Origin of the sequence: Cupriavidus alkaliphilus (assembly GCF_900094595.1) — a bacterium.
Taxonomy (GTDB): domain Bacteria; phylum Pseudomonadota; class Gammaproteobacteria; order Burkholderiales; family Burkholderiaceae; genus Cupriavidus; species Cupriavidus alkaliphilus.
On sequence record NZ_FMAD01000001.1, the window covers coordinates 21,903 to 48,204 of the forward strand.

Consider the following 26,302-nt stretch of genomic DNA (forward strand, 5'->3'; position numbering starts at 1 on the left):
GGTGTGCGCGCTAAGTCATTGTTCTGATTAAAAAAATCTCGTTTGCTGCCCCGCCTGCAGCCTTGACCGCCCATATCGCTTCCTCTAAAGTGGGAAATAGTGTGAGGAAGTGTATTTTTGTGTGAAATTGGGCCCCGGCCATGGGATGATTCTCGCTATAGCCGGAACGGAAGGATTCACGCGCATGCCGGCCGGCGAAGCGCTCGCAGGGCCGGCATGGACCGGGAGCAAGCTTGTTTCAGGGAGCATCGGCGCTGTCGCTGGATGCCAAGGGTCGGATGTCCATCCCGTCCCGGCATCGCGAAGCGCTGCAACAGCAGGCCGAGGGCCGGGTGACGCTGACCAAGCACCCGGATGGCTGCCTGCTGCTGTTTCCCCGGCCCGAGTGGGAAACCTTCCGCACGCGCATTGCAGCGCTGCCGATGGATGCGCACTGGTGGAAGCGCATCTTCCTGGGCAACGCCGCCGACGTGGAAATGGACGGCGCGGGCCGCGTGCTGATCGCACCGGAGCTGCGCAGTGCCGCCATGCTCGACAAGGAAGTCATGCTGCTCGGCATGGGCAGCCATTTCGAAGTGTGGGATGCCGCAACCTACGCCGCCAAGGAACAGCAGGCGATGGCGCAAGGCATGCCCGAAGCATTGAAGAATTTCTCTTTCTGAAGAGGTCATGAGTCCTACCGGAACCCCGGCAACCCCCGCCCTGCACCATCGCACCGTGCTGCTGGACGAGGCCGTCGACGCGCTGGTCTGGCGGCCCGACGGGGTTTATGTCGACGGCACCTTCGGCAGGGGAGGGCACAGCCGGGCGGTACTGGCCCGGCTGGGGCCAGACGGGGCCCTGGTTGCGTTCGACAAGGACCCAGCAGCAATCGCAGAAGCGGGCACCATCAAGGATGCCCGCTTCTCCATTGAGCACGCGAGCTTTGCGGCCATGGCCGAGCGCCTGGCGGGGCGCGGCCATGTCGCCGGCGTGCTGCTCGACCTGGGGATCAGCTCGCCCCAGATCGATGAAGCGGCGAGGGGGTTTTCCTTTCGTTTCGAGGGCCCGCTGGACATGCGCATGGACACCACGCGCGGCATCACTGCCGCCCAGTGGCTGGCGCAGGCGGATGAGCAGGACATTGCCAGGGTGATACGAGACTATGGGGAAGAACGGTTTGCTGTACAGATTGCAAAGGCGATTGTTGCTCGCCGGAGCGAATCCGGCGATGGCGGACCCATCGCCACTACTGCCGACCTTGCCGCGCTCGTGGCGAAAGCCGTCAAAACACGCGAGAAGGGTCAGGACCCTGCGACCCGCACCTTTCAGGCTCTACGGATTCACATCAATCAAGAGCTTGAGGACCTCGAAAGAGGGCTGAAGGCGGCTTATGACCTGCTGCAGGTAGGGGGACGCCTGGTGGTGATCAGCTTCCATTCGCTGGAGGACCGCATCGTCAAGCGGTTCATGGCGGCGCACGCCCGTCCCCAGCTGGATGCCGACCCGGCGCTGCGCCGCGCGCCGCTGCGCGCGGCAGACCTGCCGCAACCGACGCTGCGCCTGCTCGGCCGCTACAAGCCGGGCGCCGAAGAAGTGGCCGCCAACCCGCGCGCGCGCTCGGCGGTGATGCGCGTGGCCGAGAAGCTGGCGCCTGCCGTGTCGACCGCCGGCGGAGGTGCGCGCGCATGAACCGCCTGACCTTCTTCCTGCTGGCTGCGCTGATCCTGTGCGCGCTGTCGCTGGTGAGCGCGCAGCACCAGGCGCGCACGCTGTTCGTCGCGCTGGAGCGGGCCCAGGCGGAAGAGAAGCAGCTCGATATCGACTGGTCGCGCCTGCAATACCAGCAGAGCGCGCTGGGCAAGAGCGCGCGCATTGCCGATGCGGCGCGCGCGCAGCTGAAGATGGCGCCGGTCAACCCCGGCAAGACCCAGTACCTGTCCGGCATCGTGCTGCCGCCGGCACCGTCCGCGCCGGCCAGCGCAGCGGAGGCGCGCTGATGAGCATGGCCCGCCCCAACCCGCCCCGCCGTGACCGCAACGGCACCGCCTCGCGCCCGCGCAGCGGCCAGTTCGCCGCCAGCCCGGTGCTGGGCCTGCGCCTGCCGATGTGGCGCTCCAAGCTGGTGGTGTTCCTGATGTTCGCCGCGTTCGTCGCGCTGGCCGTGCGCGCGGCGTGGATCCAGGGGCCGGGCAACCAGTTCTACGAGGCCGAGGGCAAGAAGCGCTTCCAGCGCACGCTTGAGTTGCCGGCCACGCGCGGCAAGATCCTCGACCGCAACGGTCTGGTGCTGGCCACCAGCCTGCCGGTCAAGGCGATCTGGGCGGTGCCCGAGGACGTGCCCAACCAGGTCGAGGCCGGCAAGATCCGCCAGCTCGCCCGGCTGCTCGGCATGTCCGAGAAGGAACTGGGCAAGAAACTGTCCGAAGACAAGGGCTTTGTCTACCTGAAGCGCCAGGTGCTGCCCGACGTCGCCGACAAGATCGCCGCGCTGAAGATCGACGGCATCCACCAGACCCGCGAATACAAGCGCTTCTACCCGGAAGGGGAGGCGATGGCGCATATCGTCGGCTTCACCAATGTGGAGGACCGCGGCCAGGAAGGCGTCGAGCTGGCGCGCGAGAGCGGCCTGGCCGGCCGTGCCGGCGCGCGCCAGGTGATCAAAGACCGGCTCGGCCGCGTGGTCGAGGACATCGGCGTGCTGAAGACCCCGCGCGACGGCGAGGACATCCAGCTGTCGATCGACGCCAAGATCCAGTACCTGGCCTACAACGAGCTCAAGGCCGTGGTCGACAAGCACAAGGCCAAGGCCGCCAGCGCGGTGGTGCTCGACGCCCAGACCGGCGAGGTGCTGGCGCTGGCCAACTGGCCCACCTACAACCCCAACGACCGTACCCGGCTCTCGGGCGAGCAGCTGCGCAACCGCGTGCTGACCGACACCTTCGAGCCCGGCTCGATGATGAAGCCGATCACGGTGGGGCTGGCGCTGCAGCTCAAGCGCGTGTCGCCCTCGACGGTGATCGCTACCACCGGCAAGTACAACTTCGAAGGCGCCACCATCACCGATACCCACAACTACGGCGCGCTCACCGTCACCGGCGTGATCCAGAAGTCGTCCAACATCGGCACGACCAAGATCGCGATGATGATGAAGCCGCAGGAAATGTGGGACATGTACACCAGCATCGGCCTGGGCCAGGCGCCCAAGATCGGCTTCCCCGGCGCGGTGGCCGGGCGCGTGCGCCCGTACAAGAGCTGGCGCCCGATCGAGCAGGCCACCATGTCGTACGGCTACGGCCTGTCGGTGTCGCTGTTCCAGATGGCGCATGCCTACACCATCTTCGCCCATGATGGCGAGCTGATCCCGGTGACGATGTTCCGCACCAACGGCCCCGCTACCGGTGAGCGCATCCTGTCGCCGCAGGTGGCGCGCGACGTGCGCGCGATGATGGAAACCGTGACCGCGCCCGGCGGCACCGCGCCCGAGGCGCAGGTGATGGGCTACCGCGTCGGCGGCAAGACCGGCACCGCCTACAAGCATGAAGGGCGCGGCTACAACCGCAGCAAGTACCGCGCCTCGTTCATCGGCCTGGCACCGATGTCGAACCCGCGCATCATCGTTGCCGTCAGCGTGGACGAGCCCACCGCCGGCAGCCACTACGGCGGCCTGGTGGCCGGCCCCGCGTTCGCAGCCATCACCGGCGGCACGCTGCGCGCGCTGAACGTCCAGCCCGATTCGCCGATCCGCCAGCTGGTGGTCAGCGACAAGGTGCAGGAAAGCGAACCGTGGAGTTCGACCCAATGAGATCGACCCGATGACGGCCAAGCCCCTGCTCCCTCTCGAGGTCACCGCCCAGGCCAGCAACGCGCTGGCCTGGCTGCGTACCAACGTGGCCGCCGCGGCGCAGCTGAGCGGCGATACCCGGCGCCTGGCGCGCGGCGATGTGTTCTTCGCCTACGTGCTGGGCAACGACCGCCTTGCCACCGACGGCCGGCCCTATATCGCGCAGGCGATCGCCGCCGGCGCCGGCGCCGTGGTCTACGAGGCCGACGGCTTCGACTGGCCCTTCGGCGACGCGGTGCCGCACCTGGCCGTGAGCCGCCTGCACCAGCTGGCCGGCCCGATCGCCGCCGGCTGGCACGGCAACCCGGCGCGCGGCCTGGCCGTGACCGGCATCACCGGCACCAACGGCAAGACCTCGTGCAGCCAGTGGCTGGCGCGCGTGCTGCAGGCCGCCGGCACGCCCTGCGCGGCCATCGGCACGCTCGGCACCGGCTTCCCGGACGCACTGCAGGCAACCGGCTTCACCACCCCGGACGCGGTGCAGCTGCAGGCCAGCCTGGCCACCCTGCACGATGCCGGCGCGCGCGCCGTTGCGATGGAAGTGTCGTCGCACGGCCTCGAGCAGGAGCGCGTGGCCGGCACGCATTTCTCGGTGGCGGTGCTGACCAACCTGACCCAGGACCACCTCGACTACCACGGCTCGATGGCCGAGTACGAGGCCGCCAAGGCGCGCCTGTTCCGCTGGGACGGCCTGCGCACCGCGGTGATCAACCGCGACGACGGCATGGGCCAGCGCCTGCTGGCGGCCGACGCCGCCGCCGTGGCCGCGCCGCATGTGATCGAATACGGCATCGACGGTCCCGCCGCCGCCACGGTGCGCGGCCCGCGTGGCGCATGGCTGCGCGCCACCAACGTGCGCGCCACGGCGACCGGCACCGCCTTCCATATCGACGGCAGCTACGGCCACGCCGAGATGGCGACGCCGATGATCGGCGCCTTCAACGTCAGCAACCTGCTCGCGGTGCTGGGCGCGGCACTGGCCAACGGCGTGGCGTGGGACGCGGCGATTGCCGCGCTGCGCGCGCTCGCACCGGTGGAAGGGCGCATGGAGCTGTTCGGTGCCGGCAGTGGCCACGACGCCGCGCAGGCGCCGCTGGCCGTGGTCGACTACGCCCACACCCCCGACGCGCTCGAGCAGACCCTGGCCGCGCTGCGCCCGGTGGCGCAGGCGCGCCACGGCCGCCTGTGGTGCGTGTTCGGCTGCGGCGGCGACCGCGACCCGATCAAGCGCCCGCTGATGGGCGCCGTGGCCGAGCGCCTGGCCGACGAAGTCGTGCTGACCAGCGATAACCCGCGCAGCGAAGATCCGCAGGACATCCTCGACGCGATTGCCGACGGCATGGCCGAGCGCGCGCGCGGGCGCCAGATCGAAGACCGCGCCGCCGCCATCCTCTATGCGGTCCGGCACGCGGCCCCGGCCGACGTGGTGCTGGTGGCGGGCAAGGGCCATGAGGCCACCCAGGAGATCCAGGGCCGCAAGCGCCCGTTCTCGGATCGCGAACACGTACGGCTGGCACTGGCCACGCGCGGAGTATCGGCATGAGCCAGACCACCATGACCACCTTGCAGCAAGCCGCCGGCTGGATCGCCGGCGCGCGTATTTCCGGCGACGGCGCCGTGCCGTTCGCGCGCGTGCATACCGACAGCCGCAGCGTCGAGCCCGGCGACCTGTTCGTGGCGCTGCGGGGCGAGCGCTTCGACGCGCACGACTTCATTGCCGACGTGGTCGCGCGCGGCGCCGCCGCGGTGCTGGTGAGCCGCGAGGTCGACGCCGCGGTGCCGGCCATCGTCGCGCCGGACACGCGCATTGCGCTGGGCGAGCTGGGTGCCGGCTGGCGCCGCCAGTTCACGCTGCCGGCGGTGGCGGTGACCGGCAGCAATGGCAAGACCACGGTCAAGGAAATGATCGCGGCGATCTTTGCCGCGGCCGTCGGCGAGGACCAGCGCCTGGCCACCGGCGGCAACCTGAACAACGATATCGGCCTGCCGCTGACGGTGCTGCGCCTGCGCGCCGCGCACAAGCTGGCGGTGCTGGAACTTGGCATGAACCATCCCGGCGAGACCGTCTACCTCGCCGGCATCGCCCAGCCCACGGTGGCGGTGATCACCAACGCGCAGCGCGAGCACCAGGAGTTCATGGTCAGCGTGGAAGCGGTGGCGCACGAGCACGCCGCTGCGATCGCGGCGCTGCCGGCCGACGGCGTGGCGGTGTTCCCGCTCGACGCGGAAAGCGGCGGCGCCTACGCCCCGGTGTGGCGCGCGGCGGCGGCCACGCGCCGCGCGCTGTCGTTCGGCACCTCACAGCAGGCCGACGTGCATGCCACCGTGGAACTGATCGACGGCGTGCAAGTGATGCAAGTGCGCGCGCCGGGCCATGCCTTCGAGGTGCGGCTGGCGCTGCTGGGCGAGCACAACGTGCGCAACGCGCTCGCGGCGATCGCCTGCGCGCTCGCCGCGGGCGTGCACGTGCCGGCAATCCAGGCGGGCCTGGAGGAGTTCAAGCCCGTGAAGGGGCGGCTGCAGGTCAAGTACACGCCGGCCGGCACGGTGGTGATCGACGATACCTACAACGCCAACCCCGACTCGATGCGCGCCGCCATCGACGTGCTGGCCGGCTTTGCCGCGCCGCGCGTGCTGGTGCTGGGCGACATGGGCGAGGTGGGCGACCAGGGGCCGGCGTTCCACGAAGAGATCGGTGCCTACGCCCAGGCCCGCGGCATCGACGCACTGTGGGCCACCGGCGCGCTGGCGGTGCATGCGGTGCAGGCGTTCGGCGCCAACGGCCGCCATTTCGGCAGCGCGGAAGACCTGGCCAGGGCCTTGGAGGAAGACAGCGGGGGCATGGTGGCGCAAGCGGGCGCCGTGCTGGTGAAGGGATCGCGCTTCATGCGCATGGAACGGATGGTCGCGGCGCTGGTCGCAGACACTTCCGCACACTAAATAAGACAACACGATGTTATTGGCTCTGGCCCAGTGGCTGCAAAACGACTACAGCTTCCTCCGGGTCGTCAACTACCTGACTTTCCGCGCGGTGATGGCCAACCTCACCGCGCTGGTGATCGGCCTGGCGTTCGGGCCGTGGGTGATCCGCAAGCTGACCGAGCTGAAGGTCGGCCAGGCGGTGCGCACCATCGGCCCGCAGACGCATCTGGTGAAGTCCGGCACGCCGACCATGGGCGGGGTGCTGGTGCTGGTGTCGATCGCGGTGTCGACGCTGCTGTGGTGCGACTGGGGCAACCGCTTTATCTGGGTGGTGATGCTGGTCACCTTCGGCTATGGCGCGATCGGCTGGGTCGACGACTACCGCAAGGTGGTGTATCGCGACCCGCGCGGCATGTCGAGCCGCGAGAAGTTTTTCTGGCAGACGCTGATCGGCCTGGTGGCGGCGGTCTACCTGGCGTTCTCGGTGTCCGAGAGCAGCAATGTGCGGGTCTGGGAGCTGTTCCTGAACTGGGTCGAGGGCGGGCTGTCGCTCGACATGCCGTACAAGTCCAACCTGATCGTGCCCTTCTTCAAGGAGATCAGCTATCCGCTGGGCGTGGCCGGCTTCATCGTGCTGACCTACCTGGTGATCGTGGGCTCGAGCAACGCCGTCAACCTGACCGACGGCCTGGACGGCCTGGTGATCATGCCGGTGGTGCTGGTCGGCGGCGGCCTGGGCGTGTTTGCCTACGTGATGGGCAACGCGGTCTACAGCAAGTACCTGCTGTTCCCGCATATCCCGGGCGCGGGCGAGCTGCTGATCTTCTGCTCGGCGCTGGGCGGGGCAGGGCTGGCCTTCCTCTGGTTCAACGCGCACCCGGCGCAGGTGTTCATGGGCGACGTGGGCGCGCTGGCGCTGGGCGGCGCGCTCGGAACGGTGGCGGTGATCGTGCGCCAGGAGATCGTGCTGTTCGTGATGGGCGGCATCTTCGTGGTGGAAACGCTGTCGGTGATGGCGCAGGTCACCTGGTTCAAGATCACCAAGCGCCGCTATGGCGAGGGCAGGCGGCTGTTCCGGATGGCGCCGCTGCATCACCATTTCGAACTGGGCGGCTGGAAGGAAACGCAGGTCACGGTGCGCTTCTGGATCATCACCATGCTGCTGGTGCTGATCGGGTTGTCGACGCTGAAGCTGCGTTGATGGTTGCGCCGGGGCTGAGACCCGCGGCGCGCTTTATATAGATACGGGAAACCAAGGGCAGGAAATCGAAGTGTTCGGCGAGCTGCAAAAACCTCATGTGCTGGTACTGGGCCTCGGCGAGTCGGGGCTGGCCATGGCGCGCTGGTGTGGCCTGAACGGCTGCGCGGTGCGCGTGGCCGACACGCGCGAGGCGCCCGCCAACCTTGTGTTCCTGCAGGCCGAACTGACTTCGGCCGAATTCGTCGGCGGCCCGTTCACTGAGGATCTGCTCGACGGCATCGGCCTGGTGGCGATCAGCCCCGGCCTGTCGCCGCTGGAAGCCGCCACCGGCGCGCTGCTGGCCGCGGCGCAGGCGCGCGGCATCCCGGTGTGGGGCGAGATCGAGCTGTTCGTGCGCGCGTTGCGCCACCTCGAGGCCGAGTCCGGCTACGCGCCGAAGCTGCTGGCGATCACCGGCACCAACGGCAAGACCACTACCACCGCGCTGACCGGCCGCCTGGTCGAGCGCGCCGGCAAGAGCGTGGCGGTGGCGGGCAATATCAGCCCGTCGGCGCTGGACAAGCTGTCGGCGTGCATCGCCTCGGCGTCGCTGCCGGAGGTCTGGGTGCTGGAGCTGTCGAGCTTCCAGCTGGAAACCGCCCATACGCTGGCGCCGCATGCCGCCACCGTACTCAACGTGACGCAGGACCACCTCGACTGGCACGGTTCGATGGAAGCCTATGCCGCGTCCAAGGCGCGCATCTTCGGCCCGGCCGGCCACGCGTGCGTGCAGGTGCTGAACCGCAACGACCGCCTGACGCTGGACATGGCACGCCCCGGCACCACGCCGGTGACCTTCGGCATCGACCTGCCCGAAGTGCCGGGCAGCTTCGGCATCCTGCGCGAGGGCGGCATGCCCTGGCTGGTGCTGGCCGAGCCCGATCCCGACGCGGAAGGGGAGGGCAAGCCGCGCCGCCGCAAGGCCGCGGCCGAGGCCGCGCCGGAAGCGGTGCCGGTGCGCCACAAGCGCCTGATGCCGGCCGACGCGCTGCACATCCGCGGCATGCACAACGCCACCAACGCGATGGCCGCGCTGGCGCTGTGCCGTGCCATCGACCTGCCGCTGAACGCGCTGCTGCACGGCCTGCGCGAATACCGCGGCGAGCCGCACCGCGTCGAGTGGGTCGCCACCATCGACGACGTCGAGTATTTCGACGACAGCAAGGGCACCAACGTGGGCGCCACCGTGGCCGCGCTGTCGGGCCTGGACAAGCGCGTGGTGCTGATCGCCGGGGGCGAGGGCAAGGGGCAGGATTTCTCCCCGCTGGCCGCGCCCGTGGCGCAGTACGCGCGCGCGGTGGTGCTGATCGGCCGCGCCGCGGCTGAGCTGCGCGATGCGCTGCAGGGCAGCGGCGCCAGCCTGGTCGACGCCGCCACGCTGGAAGACGCGGTGACGCAGGCCGCCGCGCTGGCCCAGGCCGGCGACGCGGTGCTGCTGTCGCCGGCGTGCGCCAGCCTCGACATGTTCCGCAACTACGTGCATCGCGCCGAGGTGTTCCGCGGCGCGGTGGAAGAACTGGCCCTGTCCCGGGGGATCCTGCCATGAGCGACGCACAGGTCAAGCGCAGCGGTTTTATCGGCGCCACCATCGGCAATGCCTGGGGTGGCCTGCGCGACGCGGTGTCGGGCGTCAAGCCGACCCGCTCGCGCATGATGGAGTACGACCAGCCCATGCTGTGGGTCTCGATCGTGCTGCTCGCGCTCGGCCTGGTGATGGTCTACTCGGCCTCGATCGCGCTGCCGGACTCGCCACGCTATGCCAACTACCGTGAAAGCCACTTCCTGCTGCGCCATGCGTTCGCGCTGGGGATCGGGCTGTCGGTCGGGCTGGCCGCGTTCCAGGTGCCGGTCAAGGTATGGGACCGCTACGCGCCCAAGCTCTTCATCGTTGCGCTGATCCTGCTGGTGATCGTGCTGGTGCCGTTCGTCGGCAAGGGCGTGAACGGCGCGCGGCGCTGGATTCCGCTGGGCGTGATGAACTTCCAGCCATCCGAGCTGATGAAGCTGGCGGTGGTGCTGTATGCCGCCAACTACACCGTGCGCAAGCAGGAGTGGATGCAGACCGTGTCCAAGGGCTTCCTGCCGATGGGCGTGGCGGTGGTGGTGGTGGGCTTGCTGCTGCTGCTGGAACCCGACATGGGCGCGTTCCTTGTGATTGCCGCGGTGGCGATGGGCATCCTGTTCCTGGGCGGCATCAATGGCAAGCTCTTCGCCGGGCTGGTCGGGGTGGCGATCGGGGCGTTCGCGCTGCTGATCACCGCGTCGCCGTGGCGGCGCGAGCGGATCTTCGCCTACCTGAACCCATGGGAAGAGAGCAACGCGCTCGGCAAGGCCTACCAGCTGACGCACTCGCTGATCGCGTTCGGGCGTGGCGAATGGACCGGCGTGGGGCTGGGCGGCAGCATCGAAAAGCTGCACTACCTGCCCGAGGCGCATACCGACTTCATCCTCGCCGTGATCGGCGAGGAATTCGGCTTTATCGGCGTGCTGGTAGTGATCGTGCTGTTCTACTGGCTGGTGCGCCGCGCCTTCAATATCGGCCGCACCGCGCTGCAGCTGGACCGCACCTTTGCCGGCCTGGTGGCCAAGGGCATCGGCGTCTGGATCGGCTGGCAGACCTTTATCAACATGGGCGTGAACCTGGGCCTGCTGCCGACCAAGGGGCTGACGCTGCCGCTGGTCAGCTATGGCGGCTCGGGCATCCTGATGAATTGCGTGGCGTTGGCGATCCTGCTGCGCATTGATTATGAAAACCGTGTATTGATGCGCGGAGGGAAGGTATGACGCAGGCGCGCACCCTGCTCGTGATGGCCGGTGGCACCGGGGGACATGTGTTCCCCGGGCTGGCGGTCGCACAGGCGCTGCGCGCGCAGGGCTGGAACGTGGTCTGGCTGGGCAACCGTACCGGCATGGAAGCCACGCTGGTGCCGAAGCACGATATCCCGATGGAGTTCATCCAGTTCGGCGGCTTGCGCGGCAAGGGGCTGGTGACCAAGTTCCTGCTGCCGCTGAACCTGCTGCGCGCGTTCTGGCAGAGCATCGCCGCGCTGCGGCGGGTGCGTCCGAGCGTGGTGCTGGGCATGGGCGGCTATATCACCTTTCCGGCCGGCATGATGGCGTCGCTGCTGGGGCGGCCGCTGGTGCTGCACGAGCAGAACTCGATCGCCGGGCTGGCCAACAAGGTGCTGGCCAGGGTGGCGGACCGCGTGCTGTGCGCGTTCCCCGATGCACTGCCCGGCAGTGAATGGACCGGCAACCCGGTGCGCGAGGAACTGGCGCAGCTGGATGCCCCCGAGGCGCGCTACGACCGGCGCGACGGCCCGCTGCGCATCCTGGTGGTGGGCGGCAGCCTGGGCGCCGCCGCGCTCAACGAGGTGGTGCCCAAGGCCATCGCGCTGTTGCCGCAGCACCAGCGCCCGGTGGTGACGCACCAGGCGGGCGCCAGGCAGATCGACACGCTGCGCGCCAACTACACCGCGGCGCAGGTGCCGGCGCAGACGCTGCCGTTCATCGACGACATGGCGCGCGCCTATGCCGACGCGGACCTGGTGATCTGCCGCGCCGGCGCGATGACGGTGTCGGAAGTGGCCGCGGCGGGCGTGGCAGCACTGTTCGTGCCGTTCCCGCATGCGGTGGACGACCACCAGACCACCAACGCACAGTTTTTGTCGAGCCAGGGCGCGGCCCTGCTCGTGCAGCAAAAAGACCTGACGGCCGAGGGCCTGGCGCAGACCATTGCCAGCCTGACCCGGCCGCAGCTGAAAGACATGGCGCGCCTGGCGCGCGGACTGGCCAGGCCTGAGGCAACCCGGCGCGTCGCCGAGGTATGCAGCGAGCTGGCCAGGGACTGAAGTGAGCGAAGCAGCAATCCAATGAAGCATATCGTCAAGAACATCCACTTCGTGGGCATCGGCGGCGCCGGCATGAGCGGCATCGCCGAGGTCCTGCTGAACCTGGGATACAAGGTCTCGGGCTCGGACGTGGGCAACAATGCCGCCACGCGGCGCCTGGCGTCGCTGGGCGCCACCGTCATGCACGGCCATGACGCCGCCAACGTGAGCGGCGCCAACGCGGTGGTGGTGTCGACCGCGGTCAGCGGCGACAACCCCGAAGTGCTGGCCGCGCGCAGCCAGCGCATCCCGGTGGTGCCGCGCGCGGTGATGCTGGCCGAGCTGATGCGGCTGAAGCAGGGCGTGGCCATTGCCGGCACGCACGGCAAGACCACCACCACCAGCCTGGTGGCATCGGTGCTGGCCGAAGGCGGCCTCGATCCCACCTTCGTCATCGGCGGCCGGCTCAACTCGGCCGGCGCCAATGCGCGCCTGGGCACCGGCGATTTCATCGTCGCCGAGGCCGACGAATCGGATGCCTCGTTCCTGAACCTGTTCCCGGTCATCGAGGTCATCACCAATATCGATGCCGACCACATGGACACCTACGGGCACGACTTTGCCCGGCTCAAGCAGGCGTTCATCGAATTCACCCAGCGGCTGCCGTTCTACGGCATCGCGGTGCTGTGCGTGGACGATCCGAATGTGCGCGAGATCCTGCCGTTCGTGTCCAAGCCGGTGGTGCGCTACGGCTTTGCCGAAGATGCGCAGATCCGCGCCGTCGATGCGCGCGCGGTCGACGGCCAGATGCACTTCACCGTGCTGCGCCAGCTGAACCAGCACGCCGAGCCGCCGCTGGAGATCGTGCTGAACCTGCCCGGCATGCACAACGTGCAGAACGCGCTGGCGGCGATCGCCATTGCCACCGAGCTGGAAGTGCCCGATGCCGCCATCGTCAAGGCGCTGCGTGAGTTCCACGGCGTCGGCCGCCGCTTCCAGCGCTACGGCGAAGTCGCCACGCCCGACGGCGCCGGCACCTTCACGCTGGTGGACGACTACGGCCACCACCCGGTGGAAATGGCCGCCACGCTGGCCGCCGCGCGCGGCGCCTTTCCCGGGCGCCGCCTGGTGCTGGCGTTCCAGCCGCACCGCTTTACCCGTACGCGCGATTGCTTTGAAGACTTCGTCAAGGTGCTGGGCACGGTCGATGCATTGTTGCTGGCCGAGGTCTACGCGGCCGGCGAGGCCCCGATCGTCGCCGCCGACGGCCGTGCGCTGACCCGCGCGCTGCGCGTGGCGGGCAAGGTCGAACCTGTTTTCGTGGAGCAGATGGAAGAGATGCCGCAGGCCATCCTGAACGCCGTACGGCCCGGCGATGTGGTCGTGACCATGGGCGCGGGTTCGATCGGCGGCGTGCCGGGCCAACTGGTGTCGCACCAGCAACCGCTGCAGCAAGGGAGCCAGGCATGAGCTTCGTCGCCCATCCCAATATCGATCCCAAGTCCCTGGGCAAGGTCGGCGTGCTGCTGGGCGGCCGCTCGGCCGAACGGGAAATCTCGCTGATGTCCGGCAACGGCGTGCTGGCCGCGCTGCAGTCGCGCGGCGTGGACGCGCACGGCTTCGACCCGGGCCTGCAGGGTGTGGCCGAGCTGGCGGCGGCCGGTTTCGACCGCGTCTTCATCGCGCTGCACGGGCGCTACGGCGAGGACGGCACCATCCAGGGCCTGCTCGAGCAGCTGGGCGTGCCGTACACCGGCAGCGGCGTGCTGGCGTCGGCGCTGGCCATGGACAAGCAGGCCACCAAGCGCCTGTGGATGACGCACGGCCTGGCCACGCCGCGCTTCGCCATGCTGCAGGCAAACACCGACTTTGACGCGGTGGTGGCCGACCTGGGCCTGCCGCTGATCGTCAAGCCGGCACGCGAAGGCTCGTCGATCGGGCTGACCAAGGTCACCGCGGCGGACCAGATGCGCGCCGCCTTCGACAAGGCCGCGGCGCTGGACAACGACGTCATCGCCGAGACCTTCGTCGACGGCGCCGAGCTGACCTGCCCGGTGGTGGGCGAGGGCGACAGCGCCGAAGCGCTGCCGGTGATCCGCATTGTCGCGCCCGAGGCGAACTACGACTATCAAAATAAGTACTTTACTGACGATACCCAGTACTTGTGTCCGTCGGGCCTGGATGCCGAAGTCGAACGGCAGGTGCAGGCGCTGGCGGTGCAGGCCTACCGCGTGCTGGGCTGCCGCGGCTGGGCGCGCGCCGATGTGATGCTGCGCGCCGACGGCACGCCTTACCTGCTCGAGATGAATACCTCGCCCGGCATGACCGGCCATTCGCTGGTGCCGATGGCGGCGCGCGCGGTCGGCATCAGCTACGAGGACTTCGTGCTGCAGGTGGTGGCCGCCGCCACGCTGGACCTGCATCCCAACGAGCATTGGAAACCCGAATAACTTCACCCGACAGGACCGCACCGGACCATGTGGCATAACGCACGCCTGCTCAACCTGATCGCCTCCACGCTGTATGCGGTGGTGGCGCTGATGGCGCTCGCGGCGGGCCTGCTGTGGCTGGCGCAGCGGCCGGTGTTTGCCATCACGCACGTCGAGATCGGCCCGATGGACGGCGGCGCCCTGCGCCATGTGAACGCGCCCAGCGTGCGCGCCAGCGCGCTGGGCAAGCTGACCGGCAACTTCTTCACGCTGGACCTCAACGCGGCGCGCCAGGCGTTCGAGTCGGTGCCGTGGGTGCGGCGCGCCAGCGTACGGCGCGAATGGCCCAACGGCCTCGCGGTCGAGGTCGAGGAGCACGAGGCGCTGGGCACCTGGGGCGCGCCCGACAGCGGCCGGCTGATCAACACCTATGGCGAGATCTTTGTCGCCAACACCGCCGAGGCGGAAGAAGACGCGCAGCTGCTGGCGCTGGACGGGCCGCCGGACAGCGAAGCCGACGTGATCGAAAAGCTCGAGGTCATGCGCCAGTGGTTCAAGCCGCTCAAGGCCGAGCCGCTGGCGGTGGCCCTGTCCGGCCGCTACGCCTGGCGCGCGCGCCTGTCCAACGGCATGGAGGTCGAGCTGGGCCGCGAGCAGAACGATGAGGACCGCACCGCGATGGACCAGCGCGTGCGCCGCTTCGTCGCGGCCTGGCCGCAGGTTACGCAGCAATGGGGCAGCCAGATCGAATACGCCGACCTGCGCTATCCCAACGGCTTCGCCATCCGCGCCGCCAACGCGCGCTTCCTGACCGAGGCGCAGATCGCGGCGGCGGTGCGCGCGGAAAAGGCGGAGCGAGCGGCCAAGGCGAAGGCGGCGAGCGCGGCGACGAGCGCCGCCAGGCCGGGGGCGGCCGCAACGGTTTCAGGTACATCCAACAACAATCCGACGCGACTGAAGAGCAAGAACGCGGAGAAAACCCGATGAGCAAGGAATACAAGGACCTGTTGGTCGGTCTCGATATCGGCACCTCGAAGGTGGCGGCCGTGGTGGCGGAACTGCGCCCCGACGGCAGCTACGAGGTGATCGGGATGGGCCAGTCTGAGTCCAAGGGTCTGAAGAAAGGGGTCGTGGTCAACATCGAGGCCACCGTGCAGTCGATCCAGAAGGCGCTGGAAGAGGCCGAGCTGATGGCCGACTGCAAGATTTCGGAGGTCTTCACCGGCATTGCCGGCAGCCATATCCGCAGCTTCAACTCCAGCGGCATGGTGGCGATCAAGGACAAGGAAGTCACGCAGACCGACGTTGCGCGCGTGATCGAGACCGCCAAGGCGGTCAATATCCCGACCGACCAGCAGATCCTGCACATCCTGACGCAGGAATTCATCATCGACGGCCAGGAAGACGTGCGCGAGCCCATCGGCATGAGCGGCATCCGCCTGGAAGTGAAGGTGCATATCGTCACCGGCGCGGTCAGCGCCGCGCAGAACATCGTCAAGTGCGTGCGCCGCTGCGGCCTGGAAGTGCACGACCTGATCCTGCAGCCGCTGGCGTCGAGCCTGGCGGTGCTGACCGAGGACGAGAAGGAACTGGGCGTGGTGCTGGTCGACATCGGCGGCGGCACCACCGACATCGCCATCTTCAGCGAGGGCGCGATCCGCCATACGGCGGTGATCCCCATCGCCGGCGACCAGATCACCAACGATATCGCGATGGCGCTGCGCACGCCGACGCCGGACGCAGAGGACATCAAGATCCAGTACGGCATCGCCAAGCAGGCGATCGCCGACCCGGACGACATGATCGAGGTGCCGGGCGTGGGCGACCGCGGCACGCGCACGCTCAGCCGCCAGGCGCTGGCCGCGGTGATCGAGCCGCGCATCGAAGAGCTGTACTCGCTGGTGCACCAGGTGGTGCGCGAGTCGGGTTATGAAGAACTGCTGTCGTCGGGCGTGGTCATCACCGGTGGGACCGCGATGATGCCGGGCATGGTCGAGCTGGGCGAGGACATCTTCCTCAAGCCCGTGCGCGTCGGCGTGCCCGAGTATCGCGGCAACCTGCACGAGGTGGTGAAGAGCCCGCGCTACGCGACGGTGATGGGCCTGCTGCTGGAAGGGCGCGTGCAACGCATGCGCGGGCGCAAGGTGGCAGTGCAGAGCGGGTCGGTCAAGCAGGTGTGGACCCGCATGAAGGAATGGTTTGTCGGCAATTTCTGATCGACGCGGAAATTGACGCGCTGACGATGCAACGGTGCGCAGGCAGGACGGTCTACCGGACAGGCCTGCGTGTCAGGTGAGAGTTTTCAGGTTTTCTTTTTTTGGTTTCTTGTTCAGAAACCAGGGGTTGCGGCGGGGAGGCCGCATCGTCTGGGGACTGATTTTTCTCGGAGGCAGTGATGGACTTTGACATGATCGAAACGGAAGTGATGGACGGCACCATCATCAAGGTGGTTGGCGTGGGCGGCGCGGGCGGTAACGCCGTGCAGCACATGATCAGCCGCGGCGTACAGGGCGTGGAATTCATCTGCATGAATACCGATGCCCAGGCGCTCAAGCGTTCGACCGCTTCGCGCGTGCTGCAACTCGGCAATACGGGTCTGGGCGCCGGCGCCAAGCCGGAAGTCGGCCGCGGTTGCGCCGATCAGGCCCGCGAGCAGATTGCCGACGCCCTGCGTGGCGCGCACATGGTCTTCATCACTGCCGGCATGGGCGGCGGCACCGGCACGGGCGCCGCGCCGATCGTTGCGCAGGTGGCCAAGGAGATGGGCATCCTGACCGTGGGCGTGGTCAGCAAGCCGTTCGACTTCGAAGGCGCGCGCCGCGCCAAGGTGGCCGAGCACGGTTCCAGCGAGCTGGAATCGAGCGTCGACTCGCTGATCGTGGTGCTCAACGAGAAGCTGTTCGAAGTGATGGGCGACGACGCCGAGATGGACAAGTGCTTCCAGTGCGCCGACGACGTGCTGCACAACGCGGTGGCCGGCATTGCCGAGATCATCAACGTTGACGGCCTGGTCAACGTCGACTTCGAAGACGTAAAGACCGTGATGGGCGAGCAGGGCAAGGCCATGATGGGGACGGCCACCGTGTCGGGCGTCGACCGCGCCCGCCTGGCGGCCGAGCAGGCCGTGGCCAGCCCGCTGCTGGAAGGCGTGGACCTGTCCGGCGCGCGCGGCGTGCTGGTCAACATTACCGCCAGCCGTTCGCTCAAGCTGTCGGAAACCAAGGAAGTCATGAACACCATCCGCAGCTACGCCGCGGAAGATGCGACCGTGATCTTCGGTACGGTGTACGACGATTCGATGAGCGATGCGCTGCGCGTGACCGTGGTCGCGACCGGCCTGGGCCGCTCGGCCAAGAAGCAACAGCCGATGACGCTGCTGAAGACCGGCACCGACAACATGCCGGTGCAGATGATGGCCAACATGGCCGCCACCGCCGCGCAGCACAGCTCGCCGGACTACAGCAACCTGGATACGCCGGCAGTGTGGCGCAGCTCGCGTGAGTCGGCATCGGCCCACGTGGCGGCGCTGCAGGAAAAGGGTGTGGATACGTACGATATCCCGGCCTTCCTGCGCAAGCAGGCAGACTGAAGCCTGCCTGGCGCGGTATCGGTGCCTCCACCGGCCGCCTGACGGAACGCGTCGCCTGGTCGCGATGCACGTGCGCTCCCCATCCGCGCGTGCCTTGCATGGCTGACGTGAACCGCCGGGCTGCTGGCGGCGCCGCGCCTTGCGCCGGACAGCGCTTCACCCGCATCCCGTCGCCGGGTCGGGCGTGCCGCTGGCCGCCTCCCCGGACTGGTTTCCCGCCTTCCCGGTCGGGATGTATCGCCGTCCGCGCGGCGCACCCAAAAGGTGCGCCGCGCGGACGTCTTTGTAGCGTCTTCAGCTGTATCGAAATTCGTCCGAATGTCACGGGATGTGATCCTGCTTTGGCAGCGCCGGCCGTGCGCCTATGATCGTTAGGTTGCCCTGCGCCAACGCGCCGCCATGCGGCCCCGCATCCGTCCTATCCTTCATAGACCCGTTCAGACACCCAAGGAAAACCAGAAAACCATGATCACTGTCGGTTCCCGCGTCCCCGACGCCACGCTGCAGGAATTTTTCGAGACCGAAAGCAACGGCTGCGCGCTCGGCCCCAATGCGTTCAAGGTGGCGGACCTGGTCGGCGGCCGCAAGATCGTGGTGTTCGGCCTCCCCGGCGCCTTCACGCCGACGTGTTCGGCCAAGCATGTGCCGGGCTTCGTGCAGCATGCCGAGGCATTGCGCGATGCCGGCGTGGACGAGGTCTGGTGTGTCTCGGTCAACGACGCCTTCGTGATGGGCGCCTGGGGCCGCGAGCAGCAGGTGGCCGGCAAGGTGCGGATGATGGCCGACGGCAGCGCCGAGTGGACCCGCGCGCTGGGCCTGGACCAGGACCTGAGCGCGCGTGGCATGGGCGTGCGCGCCAAGCGCTTTGCCATGGTGATCGAGGATGGCGTGGTGACCCGGCTCGACGTCGAGGCGCCGGGAGAATTCCGCGTCAGCAGCGCCGAGGCCGTGCTGGCGGCGTTGCGTGGCTGACACAGTCATCCGGGTAAACGTGGATAATACGTAACTTGTGACGGGCGTGTTAACAGCCGGAAACAAAACCCGGCTGCAGCGTCCCGGATGTGGTGGTAAAATCCCTTAATCAAAAAGATAACACGATAGATTTTAATAATTGTTGAGGCTGTCATGCTCAAACAGCGCACGATCAAATCCCTGGTGAAGACCGTTGGCATCGGCCTGCACTCCGGCCGCAAGGTCACGCTGACGCTGCGTCCGGCGCCGGCTGGTACCGGCATCGTCTTCACCCGCGTCGACCTGCCCGAGGCCGTCGAGATTCCCGTGGCCGCGTCGGCCATCGGCGACACGCGCCTGGCGTCGGTGCTGCAGAAGGATGGCGCGCGCGTCTCCACCGTCGAGCACCTGATGTCCGCCTGCGCCGGCCTGGGCATCGACAACCTCTATGTCGACGTCGACGCCGAGGAAATCCCGATCATGGACGGCAGCGCGGCGTCCTTCGTGTTCCTGCTGCAGTCGGCCGGCATCGAAGAACAGAACGCGCCCAAGACCTTCATCCGCGTGAAGAAGCCGGTGGAAGTGCGCGAAGGCGACAAGCTCGCGCGGCTGGAGCCGTTCTTCGGCTTCAAGCTGTCGTTCACCATTGACTTCCGCCACCCGGCGGTCGACAAGACCGGCCAGACCTTCTCGATCGATTTCGCCGACACCAGCTATGTCCGCGAGATTGCCCGCGCCCGCACCTTCGGCTTTGCGCACGAGGTCGAGGCCCTGCGCGAAATGGGCCTGGCGCGCGGCGGCAGCCTGGACAACGCGATCGTGCTGGACGAGCACCGCATGCTCAACAACGAGGAACTGCGCTACGGCGACGAGTTCGTGCGCCACAAGATCCTCGATGCGATCGGCGACCTGTACGTGGTCGGCCATCCGCTGATCGGCGCCTATGTGGCGAACAAGTCCGGCCACGGCCTGAACAACCAGCTGCTGCGCGCGCTGCTGGCAGACCAGGAAGCGTATGAACTGGTCACCTTCGACCGAGTCGAGGAAGCCCCGGCGGCGTTCCTGCCGCAGGCCCAGCCGGCCTTCGCCTGAGCTCCTCGCATAGAGAAAGAGCCGACCTGCACAGGTCGGCTCTTTTGCTTTGGACGCGGCGCGGTCGCTCAGCGGTGGTGGGACAGCAGCGTATTCAGCGCGTCGCGCAGCGGCGAATCGGGCAGGCTGCGTGCGAGCTGGTCGAGATTGGCCAGCCCGGTCGGCGTCATGCGGCCGCCGGTGCGCGGCCGTGCCACCGGCTCCACCTCCCAGTCGGAATGGCGCTGCACTTCGGGCTGCACCCGCACGCGGATCGAGGTGACCGGCGAGCCGCGCTGCTGCAGGCGCGCGAGCAGCGTCGGCACGACCTGGCGCACCCGCGCCGCGGCCGCGCCATGGGCCGCCAGCAAGAGCAGCACCTGGCCGTTGGGGTCGGACGGGTCGCGCTTGATGCCGGCCACGGCCAGGCCCGCGCGCATGCCGGCCGGCAGCAACGCCAGCACCTCGGCCTCCAGCACCGACAGCTGGCGCGCGGTCTGGAGCAGCGTCGACACCGGGCCGGCCTTGTCCAGCCAGTCGTTGAGCGGCTTGGCGGCGGGGGTCTGCAGGGCGGGATGGGTGAAGCGGCGCATGGGTCCATTCTAGCAAGGGGCGGCGCATGCACGCAGGCAACGCCGGCCGAAAGCGAGGGCGGCCGGATTGAAGCCGGCGCAACCATCCCAAACTGCTTGCGGCAGGGCCTGCGCCGGCGCCCCGCGCCGCCGGCCGTGACCCCGGCACATGATAAACTCGGCGTTTTGCGCCAATCTATCCATTACCGCGCCCGGCCGCCGGGGCAGTCCGCCTTCCCTGGGGATGCCACCCGGTTCCGCGCAGGTGAAAGCAATCGATGATCACGGGCCTTCTCAAGAAAGTCTTCGGCAGCCGCAATGAGCGGCTGATCAAGCAATACCGCCGCACGGTGGCGCAGATCAATGCGCTGGAGCCGAAGTTCGAGCAGCTCTCCGACGACGAGCTGCGCGGCATGACTGAGGCCTTCCGGCAGCGCCACGCCGGGGGCGAATCGCTCGAGGCGCTGCTGCCCGAAGCCTTCGCCGTGTGCCGCGAGGCCAGCAAGCGCGTCATGAAGATGCGCCACTTCGACGTGCAGCTGATCGGCGGCATGGTGCTGAACGACAACAAGATCGCCGAAATGCGCACCGGCGAAGGCAAGACCCTGACCGCAACGCTGGCCGTGTACCTGAATGCCATCACCGGCAAGGGCGTGCACGTGGTCACCGTCAACGACTACCTGGCGCAGCGCGATGCCGAATGGATGGGCCGGCTGTACAACTTCCTGGGCCTGTCGGTGGGCGTGAACCTGTCGCAGATGGCGCACGACCAGAAGCAGGCGGCGTACAACGCCGACATCACCTACGGCACCAACAACGAGTTCGGCTTCGACTACCTGCGCGACAACATGGTCTACGACCCGTCGCAGCGCGTGCAGCGGCCGTTGCACTACGCCATCGTCGACGAGGTGGACTCGATCCTGATCGACGAGGCCCGCACCCCGCTGATCATCTCCGGCCAGGCCGAGAACCAGACCGACCTGTACCAGCGCATGAACGGCATTCCCAAGCTGCTCGAGCGCCAGATCGGCGAGGAAAAGGCCGACGGCACCGGGGTCGAGAAGCCGGGCGACTACTACGTCGACGAGAAAGGCCACCAGGTCTACCTGACCGAGGCCGGCCATGAAAAGGCCGAAGAGATCCTGTCGCAGCTGGGCCTGATCGGCGAAGGCGAATCGCTCTACGCGCCGCAGAACATCACGCTGATGCACCACCTGTACGCGGCCCTGCGCGCGCACAGCCTGTTCCACCGCGACCAGCACTACGTGGTGCAAAACGACGAAGTCGTGATCGTCGATGAATTCACCGGCCGCCTGATGACCGGCCGCCGCTGGTCCGACGGCCTGCACCAGGCCGTGGAAGCGAAGGAAGGCGTCACCGTCCAGCAGGAAAACCAGACGCTGGCGACCGTCACGTTCCAGAACTACTTCCGCATGTACGAGAAGCTGGCCGGCATGACCGGCACGGCCGACACCGAAGCGTACGAGTTCCAGGAGATCTACGGCCTGGAAGTGGTGGTGATCCCGACCAACCGCCCGACCCAGCGCAAGGACTTGCAGGACCAGATCTACAAGACCGGCAAGGAACGCTACGACGCCGTGGTGCGTGATATCCGCGACTGCTACGAGCGCGGCCAGCCGGTGCTGGTGGGCACCACCTCGATCGAGACCTCGGAATACCTGTCGGGCCTGCTCGACCGCGAACAGCTGCCGCACCAGGTGCTCAACGCCAAGCAGCATGCGCGCGAAGCCGAGATCGTGGCGCAGGCCGGCCGCCCGAAGATGATCACCATCGCCACCAACATGGCCGGCCGCGGCACCGACATCGTGCTGGGCGGCAACGTGGAGAAGCAGGCCGGCTTTATCGAGGCCGACGCCGGCCTGTCCGACGCCGACAAGGCCGCGCGCATCCAGCAGCTCAAGGATGAATGGCAGTCGCTGCACGAGCAGGTCAAGGCCGCGGGCGGCCTGCATATCGTCGGCACCGAGCGCCATGAGTCGCGCCGCATCGACAACCAGCTGCGCGGCCGTGCCGGCCGCCAGGGCGACCCGGGTTCGTCGCGCTTCTACCTGTCGCTGGACGACCAGCTGCTGCGCATCTTCGCCGGCGACCGCGTGCGCGCCATCATGGAGCGCCTGAAGATGCCCGAGGGCGAGCCGATCGAAGCCGGCATCGTCACGCGTTCGATCGAATCGGCGCAGCGCAAGGTGGAAGGCCGCAACTTCGACATCCGCAAGCAGCTGCTGCAGTACGATGACGTCGCCAACGACCAGCGCAAGGAAATCTACAAGCTGCGCAACGACGTGCTCGAGGCCAACGACGTCGGCGAGATGGTGGTCAACCTGCGCGAGGGCGTGCTGATCGAGCTGTTCCGCGACCACGTGCCGGCCGACACCATGGAAGAGCAGTGGAACATCGCCGGCCTGGAAACGCGCCTGCGCGAGGACTGGGGCCTGGAAGTGCCGCTGGCGCAGACCATCGAGGGCGCGCAGAGCATCGAGGACGAAGAGCTGCTCAACCTGATCATGAAGGCGGCGGCCGAGCGCTACGACAGCAAGGTCGCGATGGTTGGCCGCGAGTCGTTCGCCGGCTTCGAGCGCTCGGTCATGCTGCAGAGCATCGACACGCACTGGCGCGAGCACCTGGCCGCGCTGGATCACCTGCGCCAGGGCATCCACCTGCGCGGCTACGCACAGAAGGACCCCAAGCAGGAGTACAAGCGCGAGTCGTTCGAGCTGTTCGCGCGCCTGCTGGACGTGATCAAGAACGAAGTCACGCGCGTGACCTTCAACGTGCAGATCCAGTCGCCGGAAGAGCTGGAGCAGGCCTCGGAGCAGATCGAGGAAGGCCTGTCGCATCTGGAGAACGTGCAGTACAAGCACGACGAGTTCGCCGAAGGCCGCGAGCCGGTCGAAGAAGCGCCGTCGCCGCGCACCGGCACGGCCATGGCCGCCGCCGAGCTGGCGCTGGCGGGCATGCCCAAGGTCGGCCGCAACGATCCGTGCCCGTGCGGCTCGGGCAAGAAGTTCAAGCAGTGCCACGGCAAGCTCAGCTGAACTGAGCCAGGCCGGGCATCCGGTATGACGCCGCTTCCCGCAGCGCGGGAGTGGCGCAAGAGGAATCGAACATGCCCGCCCATCGCGGGCATGTTCGTCTGAGACAAGCAAGTCGCTAGCAGCAACATCGAGGAGTCCTGCATGCCCGTCAATCTTCCGCTGCCCCAGGCAGAGAACCTGAAATCCGTCGCCGGCGTGGAGCTCGGCTGGGCCGAGGCGGGCATCCGCAAGGCCAACCGCAAGGACGTGCTGGTAGTGCGCGTGGCCGAAGGCAGCACTGTGGCCGGCGTCTTCACCAGCAACCGCTTCTGCGCCGCGCCGGTACAGGTCTGCCGCGAGCACCTCGCGGTTGCGGACAAGCCGGGCAAGGGCATCCGCGCGCTGGTGGTCAACACGGGCAACGCCAACGCCGGCACCGGCGAGCAGGGCCTGGCCAACGCCCGCGCCACCTGCGACGCGCTGGCCGCGCAGCTGGGCATCGATGCCGCGCAGGTGCTGCCGTTCTCGACCGGCGTGATCCTCGAGCAGCTGCCGATGGATCGCCTGCTGGCCGGCCTGCCCGCCGCCATCGCCAACGCCGGCGCCGACAACTGGCTGGCCGCGGCGGAAGCGATCATGACCACCGACACCCAGCCCAAGGTCGCGTCGCGCACGGTGCAGATCGACGGCAAGACCGTGACGATGTCTGGCATCAGCAAGGGCGCCGGCATGATCCGCCCCAACATGGCGACCATGCTGGGCTTCATCGCCATGGATGCCGCGGTGGCGCAGCCGGTGCTGCAGGGTCTGGTGACGCACGCCGCCGACCACTCGTTCAACAGCATCACCATCGACGGCGATACCTCGACCAACGACTCCTTCGTGCTGATCGCCTCGGGCAAGTCCGGCGCCGCGGTCGACCGCGCCGAAGGCCCGGCCTTCGAAGCGCTGCGCGAGGCGGTGACGAGCCTGGCGCAGGAGCTGGCGCAGATGATCGTGCGCGACGGCGAAGGCGCGACCAAGCTGATGACCATCCGCGTCGAAGGCGGCAAGGACGTGGCGGAATGCCGCCAGATCGCCTACGCGGTGGCGCATTCGCCGCTGGTCAAGACCGCGTTCTATGCCTCGGACCCCAACCTGGGCCGCATCCTGGCCGCGGTCGGCTATGCCGGCGTCAACGATCTCGACGTCGGCCGCGTCAACCTGTGGCTGGACGATGTCTGGGTCGCGCGTGACGGCGGCCGCAATCCCGACTACCGCGAGGAAGACGGCCAGCGCGTGATGAAGCAGGCCGAGATCACCGTGCGCATCGCGCTCGGCCGCGGCAACGCCGAAGCCACCGTGTGGACCTGCGACCTGTCGCACGACTACGTGTCGATCAACGCCGACTACCGTTCCTGAGCCAGTCCGTCCTTCCCGCGCACGCGGGAAGGGCATCGATTTTCGCTGCCTGTCACCGCCCCGCCGCCATGTCTGACCTCGCCGCCCGCCTCGACAACTTTCTCGCCCGACTCGAACAATGGCTGCCGCCGCAACTGAGCGATGCGGACTGGCAGGAGGCGGTCGCGTTCCGCTGGCGCAAGCGCCAGAGCCTGTTCGGCAATATCGGCTACCTGCAGCCGGTGCGCCAGCTGCCGCCGATCCACCTGGACGACCTGAAGAACATCGAGCGCCAGAAGGACGCCATCGTCGGCAATACGCGCCAGTTCGTGCAGCGCCTGCCCGCCAACAACGTGCTGCTGACCGGCGCGCGCGGCACCGGCAAGTCGTCGCTGATCAAGGCCTGCCTCAATGCCTTCGTCAAGGACGGGCTGCGGCTGGTCGAGGTCGACAAGGATGACCTGGGCGACCTGGGCGATATCGTCGAGCTGGTCTCGCAGCGGCCCGAGCGCTTCGTGATCTTCTGCGACGACCTGTCGTTCGAGGAAGGCGAGTCGGGCTACAAGTCGCTCAAGTCGGCGCTGGATGGCTCGGTCGCGGCGCAGTCGGACAACGTGCTGATCTACGCCACGTCCAACCGCCGGCACCTGCTGCCGGAGTACATGAAGGACAACGAGAGCTACCGCCACACCGACGACGGCGAGATCCACCCCGGCGAAGTGGTGGAAGAGAAGATCTCGCTGTCCGAGCGCTTCGGCCTGTGGCTGTCGTTCTACCCGCCCAAGCAGGACGAGTACCTGGCTATCGTCGGCCACTGGCTGCGCCACTTCGGCTGCACCGACGAGGACATTGCCGCCGCGCGCGGCGACGCGCTGGTGTGGGCGCTGGAGCGCGGCTCGCGTTCGGGCCGCGTGGCCTGGCAGTTCGCGCGCGACTGGGGCGGCAAGCACGGCAAGCCGTACATCGCCGATGTTGCCGGGGACGCCAAGGCATGAGCGCGGCGACGCAGAACCCCGCAGCCACGGGCGGCAACCCGCCGCGCAAGGTGACCGAGGTGGCGGTCGGCGTGCTGGTGCAGCCCGACGGCCGCTTCCTGCTGGCGCAGCGCCCGGCCGGCAAGCCCTACGAGGGCTACTGGGAATTCCCCGGCGGCAAGCTGGAGCCGGGCGAATCCGTAGAGGCGGCGCTGGCGCGCGAGCTGCACGAAGAACTTGGGCTTGATGTCACGCAATGCGAGCGCTGGCACATCCTGGAACATGACTACCCGCACGCCTATGTGCGGCTGCATTTCTGCAAGGTCACGGCCTGGCAGGGCGAACCCGTCGGCCGAGAAGGCCAGGCGTTCTCGTGGCAGGGCACGCCGGTGACGGTGGGGCCGCTGCTGCCGGCCACCATTCCCGTGGTGGCGTGGCTGGACGAGGAATCGCGCAACGGCTGATCCTGCCGTCCGCGGCGCACAA

Annotated in this window: 22 protein-coding genes; 21 read left to right on the forward strand and 1 reads right to left on the reverse strand. The window is 68.0% G+C overall.

Going from position 1 to position 26,302, the window contains the following annotated elements; all coding sequences use genetic code 11:
- The first annotated feature begins 233 nt into the window (after positions 1-233).
- From mraZ to lpxC, 17 genes are all read left to right on the forward strand, one after another.
- Positions 234-662: a division/cell wall cluster transcriptional repressor MraZ gene (gene mraZ, locus GA0116996_RS00100; protein WP_010814778.1), complete on the forward strand. Its 429-nt coding sequence runs from the start codon at positions 234-236 to the stop codon at positions 660-662.
- A 7-nt stretch (positions 663-669) separates the two neighbouring features.
- Positions 670-1,671, forward strand: coding sequence for a 16S rRNA (cytosine(1402)-N(4))-methyltransferase RsmH (gene rsmH, locus GA0116996_RS00105; protein WP_092306194.1), 1,002 nt, complete (start codon positions 670-672; stop codon positions 1,669-1,671).
- Positions 1,668-1,979 carry a cell division protein FtsL gene (ftsL, locus tag GA0116996_RS00110; protein WP_092306196.1) on the forward strand — a complete coding sequence of 104 codons (312 nt, stop codon included), beginning with the start codon at positions 1,668-1,670 and terminating at the stop codon, positions 1,977-1,979. The genes rsmH and ftsL overlap by 4 nt, the downstream gene beginning before the upstream one ends.
- Positions 1,979-3,784 carry a peptidoglycan D,D-transpeptidase FtsI family protein gene (locus tag GA0116996_RS00115; protein WP_092306198.1) on the forward strand — a complete coding sequence of 602 codons (1,806 nt, stop codon included), beginning with the start codon at positions 1,979-1,981 and terminating at the stop codon, positions 3,782-3,784. Before ftsL ends, GA0116996_RS00115 begins: the two co-directional genes overlap by 1 nt.
- Positions 3,785-3,794: 10 nt before the next feature.
- Entirely contained in the window at positions 3,795-5,366 is a 1,572-nt protein-coding gene (locus GA0116996_RS00120; RefSeq protein ID WP_092306200.1) for a UDP-N-acetylmuramoyl-L-alanyl-D-glutamate--2,6-diaminopimelate ligase, read from the forward strand.
- Positions 5,363-6,763 (forward strand): UDP-N-acetylmuramoyl-tripeptide--D-alanyl-D-alanine ligase, encoded by a 1,401-nt coding sequence (locus tag GA0116996_RS00125; RefSeq protein ID WP_092306202.1) that lies wholly within the window; start codon positions 5,363-5,365, stop codon positions 6,761-6,763. The genes GA0116996_RS00120 and GA0116996_RS00125 overlap by 4 nt, the downstream gene beginning before the upstream one ends.
- A gap of 13 nt (positions 6,764-6,776) precedes the next feature.
- Positions 6,777-7,946 carry a phospho-N-acetylmuramoyl-pentapeptide-transferase gene (gene mraY, locus GA0116996_RS00130; RefSeq protein WP_092306204.1) on the forward strand — a complete coding sequence of 390 codons (1,170 nt, stop codon included), beginning with the start codon at positions 6,777-6,779 and terminating at the stop codon, positions 7,944-7,946.
- Positions 7,947-8,016: 70 nt separating this feature from the next.
- Positions 8,017-9,531 carry a UDP-N-acetylmuramoyl-L-alanine--D-glutamate ligase gene (gene murD / locus GA0116996_RS00135; protein WP_092306206.1) on the forward strand — a complete coding sequence of 505 codons (1,515 nt, stop codon included), beginning with the start codon at positions 8,017-8,019 and terminating at the stop codon, positions 9,529-9,531.
- Positions 9,528-10,769 carry a putative lipid II flippase FtsW gene (gene ftsW / locus GA0116996_RS00140; RefSeq protein WP_092306208.1) on the forward strand — a complete coding sequence of 414 codons (1,242 nt, stop codon included), beginning with the start codon at positions 9,528-9,530 and terminating at the stop codon, positions 10,767-10,769. Before murD ends, ftsW begins: the two co-directional genes overlap by 4 nt.
- A complete protein-coding gene (gene murG, locus GA0116996_RS00145; RefSeq protein WP_092306210.1) occupies positions 10,766-11,836 on the forward strand; it encodes an undecaprenyldiphospho-muramoylpentapeptide beta-N-acetylglucosaminyltransferase in 1,071 nt (356 codons plus the stop codon). The genes ftsW and murG overlap by 4 nt, the downstream gene beginning before the upstream one ends.
- Positions 11,837-11,857: 21 nt before the next feature.
- Positions 11,858-13,285 (forward strand): UDP-N-acetylmuramate--L-alanine ligase, encoded by a 1,428-nt coding sequence (murC, locus tag GA0116996_RS00150; protein WP_092306212.1) that lies wholly within the window; start codon positions 11,858-11,860, stop codon positions 13,283-13,285.
- Complete coding sequence (locus tag GA0116996_RS00155; protein WP_092306214.1) at positions 13,282-14,265, forward strand: D-alanine--D-alanine ligase; 984 nt, start codon at positions 13,282-13,284, stop codon at positions 14,263-14,265. The genes murC and GA0116996_RS00155 overlap by 4 nt, the downstream gene beginning before the upstream one ends.
- A 27-nt stretch (positions 14,266-14,292) precedes the next feature.
- A complete protein-coding gene (locus GA0116996_RS00160) occupies positions 14,293-15,231 on the forward strand; it encodes a cell division protein FtsQ/DivIB (protein ID WP_062801811.1) in 939 nt (312 codons plus the stop codon).
- Entirely contained in the window at positions 15,228-16,460 is a 1,233-nt protein-coding gene (gene ftsA / locus GA0116996_RS00165) for a cell division protein FtsA (protein ID WP_010814765.1), read from the forward strand. Before GA0116996_RS00160 ends, ftsA begins: the two co-directional genes overlap by 4 nt.
- A gap of 179 nt (positions 16,461-16,639) precedes the next feature.
- The gene (ftsZ, locus tag GA0116996_RS00170) at positions 16,640-17,833 is read left to right on the forward strand and encodes a cell division protein FtsZ (RefSeq protein WP_092306216.1); all 1,194 of its coding nucleotides are present in this window, start codon (positions 16,640-16,642) and stop codon (positions 17,831-17,833) included.
- 465 nt (positions 17,834-18,298) lie between these two features.
- Entirely contained in the window at positions 18,299-18,805 is a 507-nt protein-coding gene (locus tag GA0116996_RS00175) for a peroxiredoxin (RefSeq protein ID WP_092306217.1), read from the forward strand.
- A gap of 153 nt (positions 18,806-18,958) precedes the next feature.
- Positions 18,959-19,876 (forward strand): UDP-3-O-acyl-N-acetylglucosamine deacetylase, encoded by a 918-nt coding sequence (lpxC, locus tag GA0116996_RS00180; protein ID WP_012353947.1) that lies wholly within the window; start codon positions 18,959-18,961, stop codon positions 19,874-19,876.
- A 68-nt stretch (positions 19,877-19,944) separates the two neighbouring features.
- Here the strand turns inward: lpxC and GA0116996_RS00185 are convergent, their stop codons facing one another.
- Positions 19,945-20,448, reverse strand: a complete 504-nt coding sequence (locus tag GA0116996_RS00185) for a DciA family protein (RefSeq protein ID WP_092306219.1) — start codon at positions 20,446-20,448, stop codon at positions 19,945-19,947.
- A 257-nt stretch (positions 20,449-20,705) separates the two neighbouring features.
- On the opposite strand from GA0116996_RS00185, the gene secA reads away from it, so the two are divergent.
- The 4 genes from secA to GA0116996_RS00205 all read left to right on the forward strand — a co-directional run bounded on the left by secA (position 20,706) and on the right by GA0116996_RS00205 (position 26,280).
- Positions 20,706-23,483, forward strand: a complete 2,778-nt coding sequence (gene secA / locus GA0116996_RS00190) for a preprotein translocase subunit SecA (RefSeq protein ID WP_092306221.1) — start codon at positions 20,706-20,708, stop codon at positions 23,481-23,483.
- 141 nt (positions 23,484-23,624) lie between these two features.
- Positions 23,625-24,863: a bifunctional glutamate N-acetyltransferase/amino-acid acetyltransferase ArgJ gene (argJ, locus tag GA0116996_RS00195; protein WP_092306222.1), complete on the forward strand. Its 1,239-nt coding sequence runs from the start codon at positions 23,625-23,627 to the stop codon at positions 24,861-24,863.
- A 68-nt stretch (positions 24,864-24,931) separates the two neighbouring features.
- Positions 24,932-25,837, forward strand: a complete 906-nt coding sequence (locus GA0116996_RS00200) for an ATP-binding protein (RefSeq protein ID WP_092306224.1) — start codon at positions 24,932-24,934, stop codon at positions 25,835-25,837.
- The gene (locus GA0116996_RS00205) at positions 25,834-26,280 is read left to right on the forward strand and encodes an NUDIX domain-containing protein (RefSeq protein WP_092306226.1); all 447 of its coding nucleotides are present in this window, start codon (positions 25,834-25,836) and stop codon (positions 26,278-26,280) included. The genes GA0116996_RS00200 and GA0116996_RS00205 overlap by 4 nt, the downstream gene beginning before the upstream one ends.
- The last annotated feature ends 22 nt before the right edge of the window (positions 26,281-26,302 follow it).

Bases quoted from the DNA above. Each gene is read 5' to 3' on its own strand.
- rsmH (WP_092306194.1), top strand. From the start codon at position 670: ATGAGTCCTACCGGAACCCCGGCAACCCCCGCCCTGCACCATCGCACC.
- ftsL (WP_092306196.1), top strand. From the start codon at position 1,668: ATGAACCGCCTGACCTTCTTCCTGCTGGCTGCGCTGATCCTGTGCGCG.
- GA0116996_RS00115 (WP_092306198.1), top strand. From the start codon at position 1,979: ATGAGCATGGCCCGCCCCAACCCGCCCCGCCGTGACCGCAACGGCACC.
- GA0116996_RS00120 (WP_092306200.1), top strand. From the start codon at position 3,795: ATGACGGCCAAGCCCCTGCTCCCTCTCGAGGTCACCGCCCAGGCCAGC.
- GA0116996_RS00125 (WP_092306202.1), top strand. From the start codon at position 5,363: ATGAGCCAGACCACCATGACCACCTTGCAGCAAGCCGCCGGCTGGATC.
- mraY (WP_092306204.1), top strand. From the start codon at position 6,777: ATGTTATTGGCTCTGGCCCAGTGGCTGCAAAACGACTACAGCTTCCTC.
- ftsW (WP_092306208.1), top strand. From the start codon at position 9,528: ATGAGCGACGCACAGGTCAAGCGCAGCGGTTTTATCGGCGCCACCATC.
- murG (WP_092306210.1), top strand. From the start codon at position 10,766: ATGACGCAGGCGCGCACCCTGCTCGTGATGGCCGGTGGCACCGGGGGA.
- murC (WP_092306212.1), top strand. From the start codon at position 11,858: ATGAAGCATATCGTCAAGAACATCCACTTCGTGGGCATCGGCGGCGCC.
- GA0116996_RS00155 (WP_092306214.1), top strand. From the start codon at position 13,282: ATGAGCTTCGTCGCCCATCCCAATATCGATCCCAAGTCCCTGGGCAAG.
- GA0116996_RS00160 (WP_062801811.1), top strand. From the start codon at position 14,293: ATGTGGCATAACGCACGCCTGCTCAACCTGATCGCCTCCACGCTGTAT.
- ftsA (WP_010814765.1), top strand. From the start codon at position 15,228: ATGAGCAAGGAATACAAGGACCTGTTGGTCGGTCTCGATATCGGCACC.
- ftsZ (WP_092306216.1), top strand. From the start codon at position 16,640: ATGGACTTTGACATGATCGAAACGGAAGTGATGGACGGCACCATCATC.
- GA0116996_RS00175 (WP_092306217.1), top strand. From the start codon at position 18,299: ATGATCACTGTCGGTTCCCGCGTCCCCGACGCCACGCTGCAGGAATTT.
- lpxC (WP_012353947.1), top strand. From the start codon at position 18,959: ATGCTCAAACAGCGCACGATCAAATCCCTGGTGAAGACCGTTGGCATC.
- GA0116996_RS00185 (WP_092306219.1), bottom strand. From the start codon at position 20,448: ATGCGCCGCTTCACCCATCCCGCCCTGCAGACCCCCGCCGCCAAGCCG.
- secA (WP_092306221.1), top strand. From the start codon at position 20,706: ATGATCACGGGCCTTCTCAAGAAAGTCTTCGGCAGCCGCAATGAGCGG.
- argJ (WP_092306222.1), top strand. From the start codon at position 23,625: ATGCCCGTCAATCTTCCGCTGCCCCAGGCAGAGAACCTGAAATCCGTC.
- GA0116996_RS00200 (WP_092306224.1), top strand. From the start codon at position 24,932: ATGTCTGACCTCGCCGCCCGCCTCGACAACTTTCTCGCCCGACTCGAA.
- GA0116996_RS00205 (WP_092306226.1), top strand. From the start codon at position 25,834: ATGAGCGCGGCGACGCAGAACCCCGCAGCCACGGGCGGCAACCCGCCG.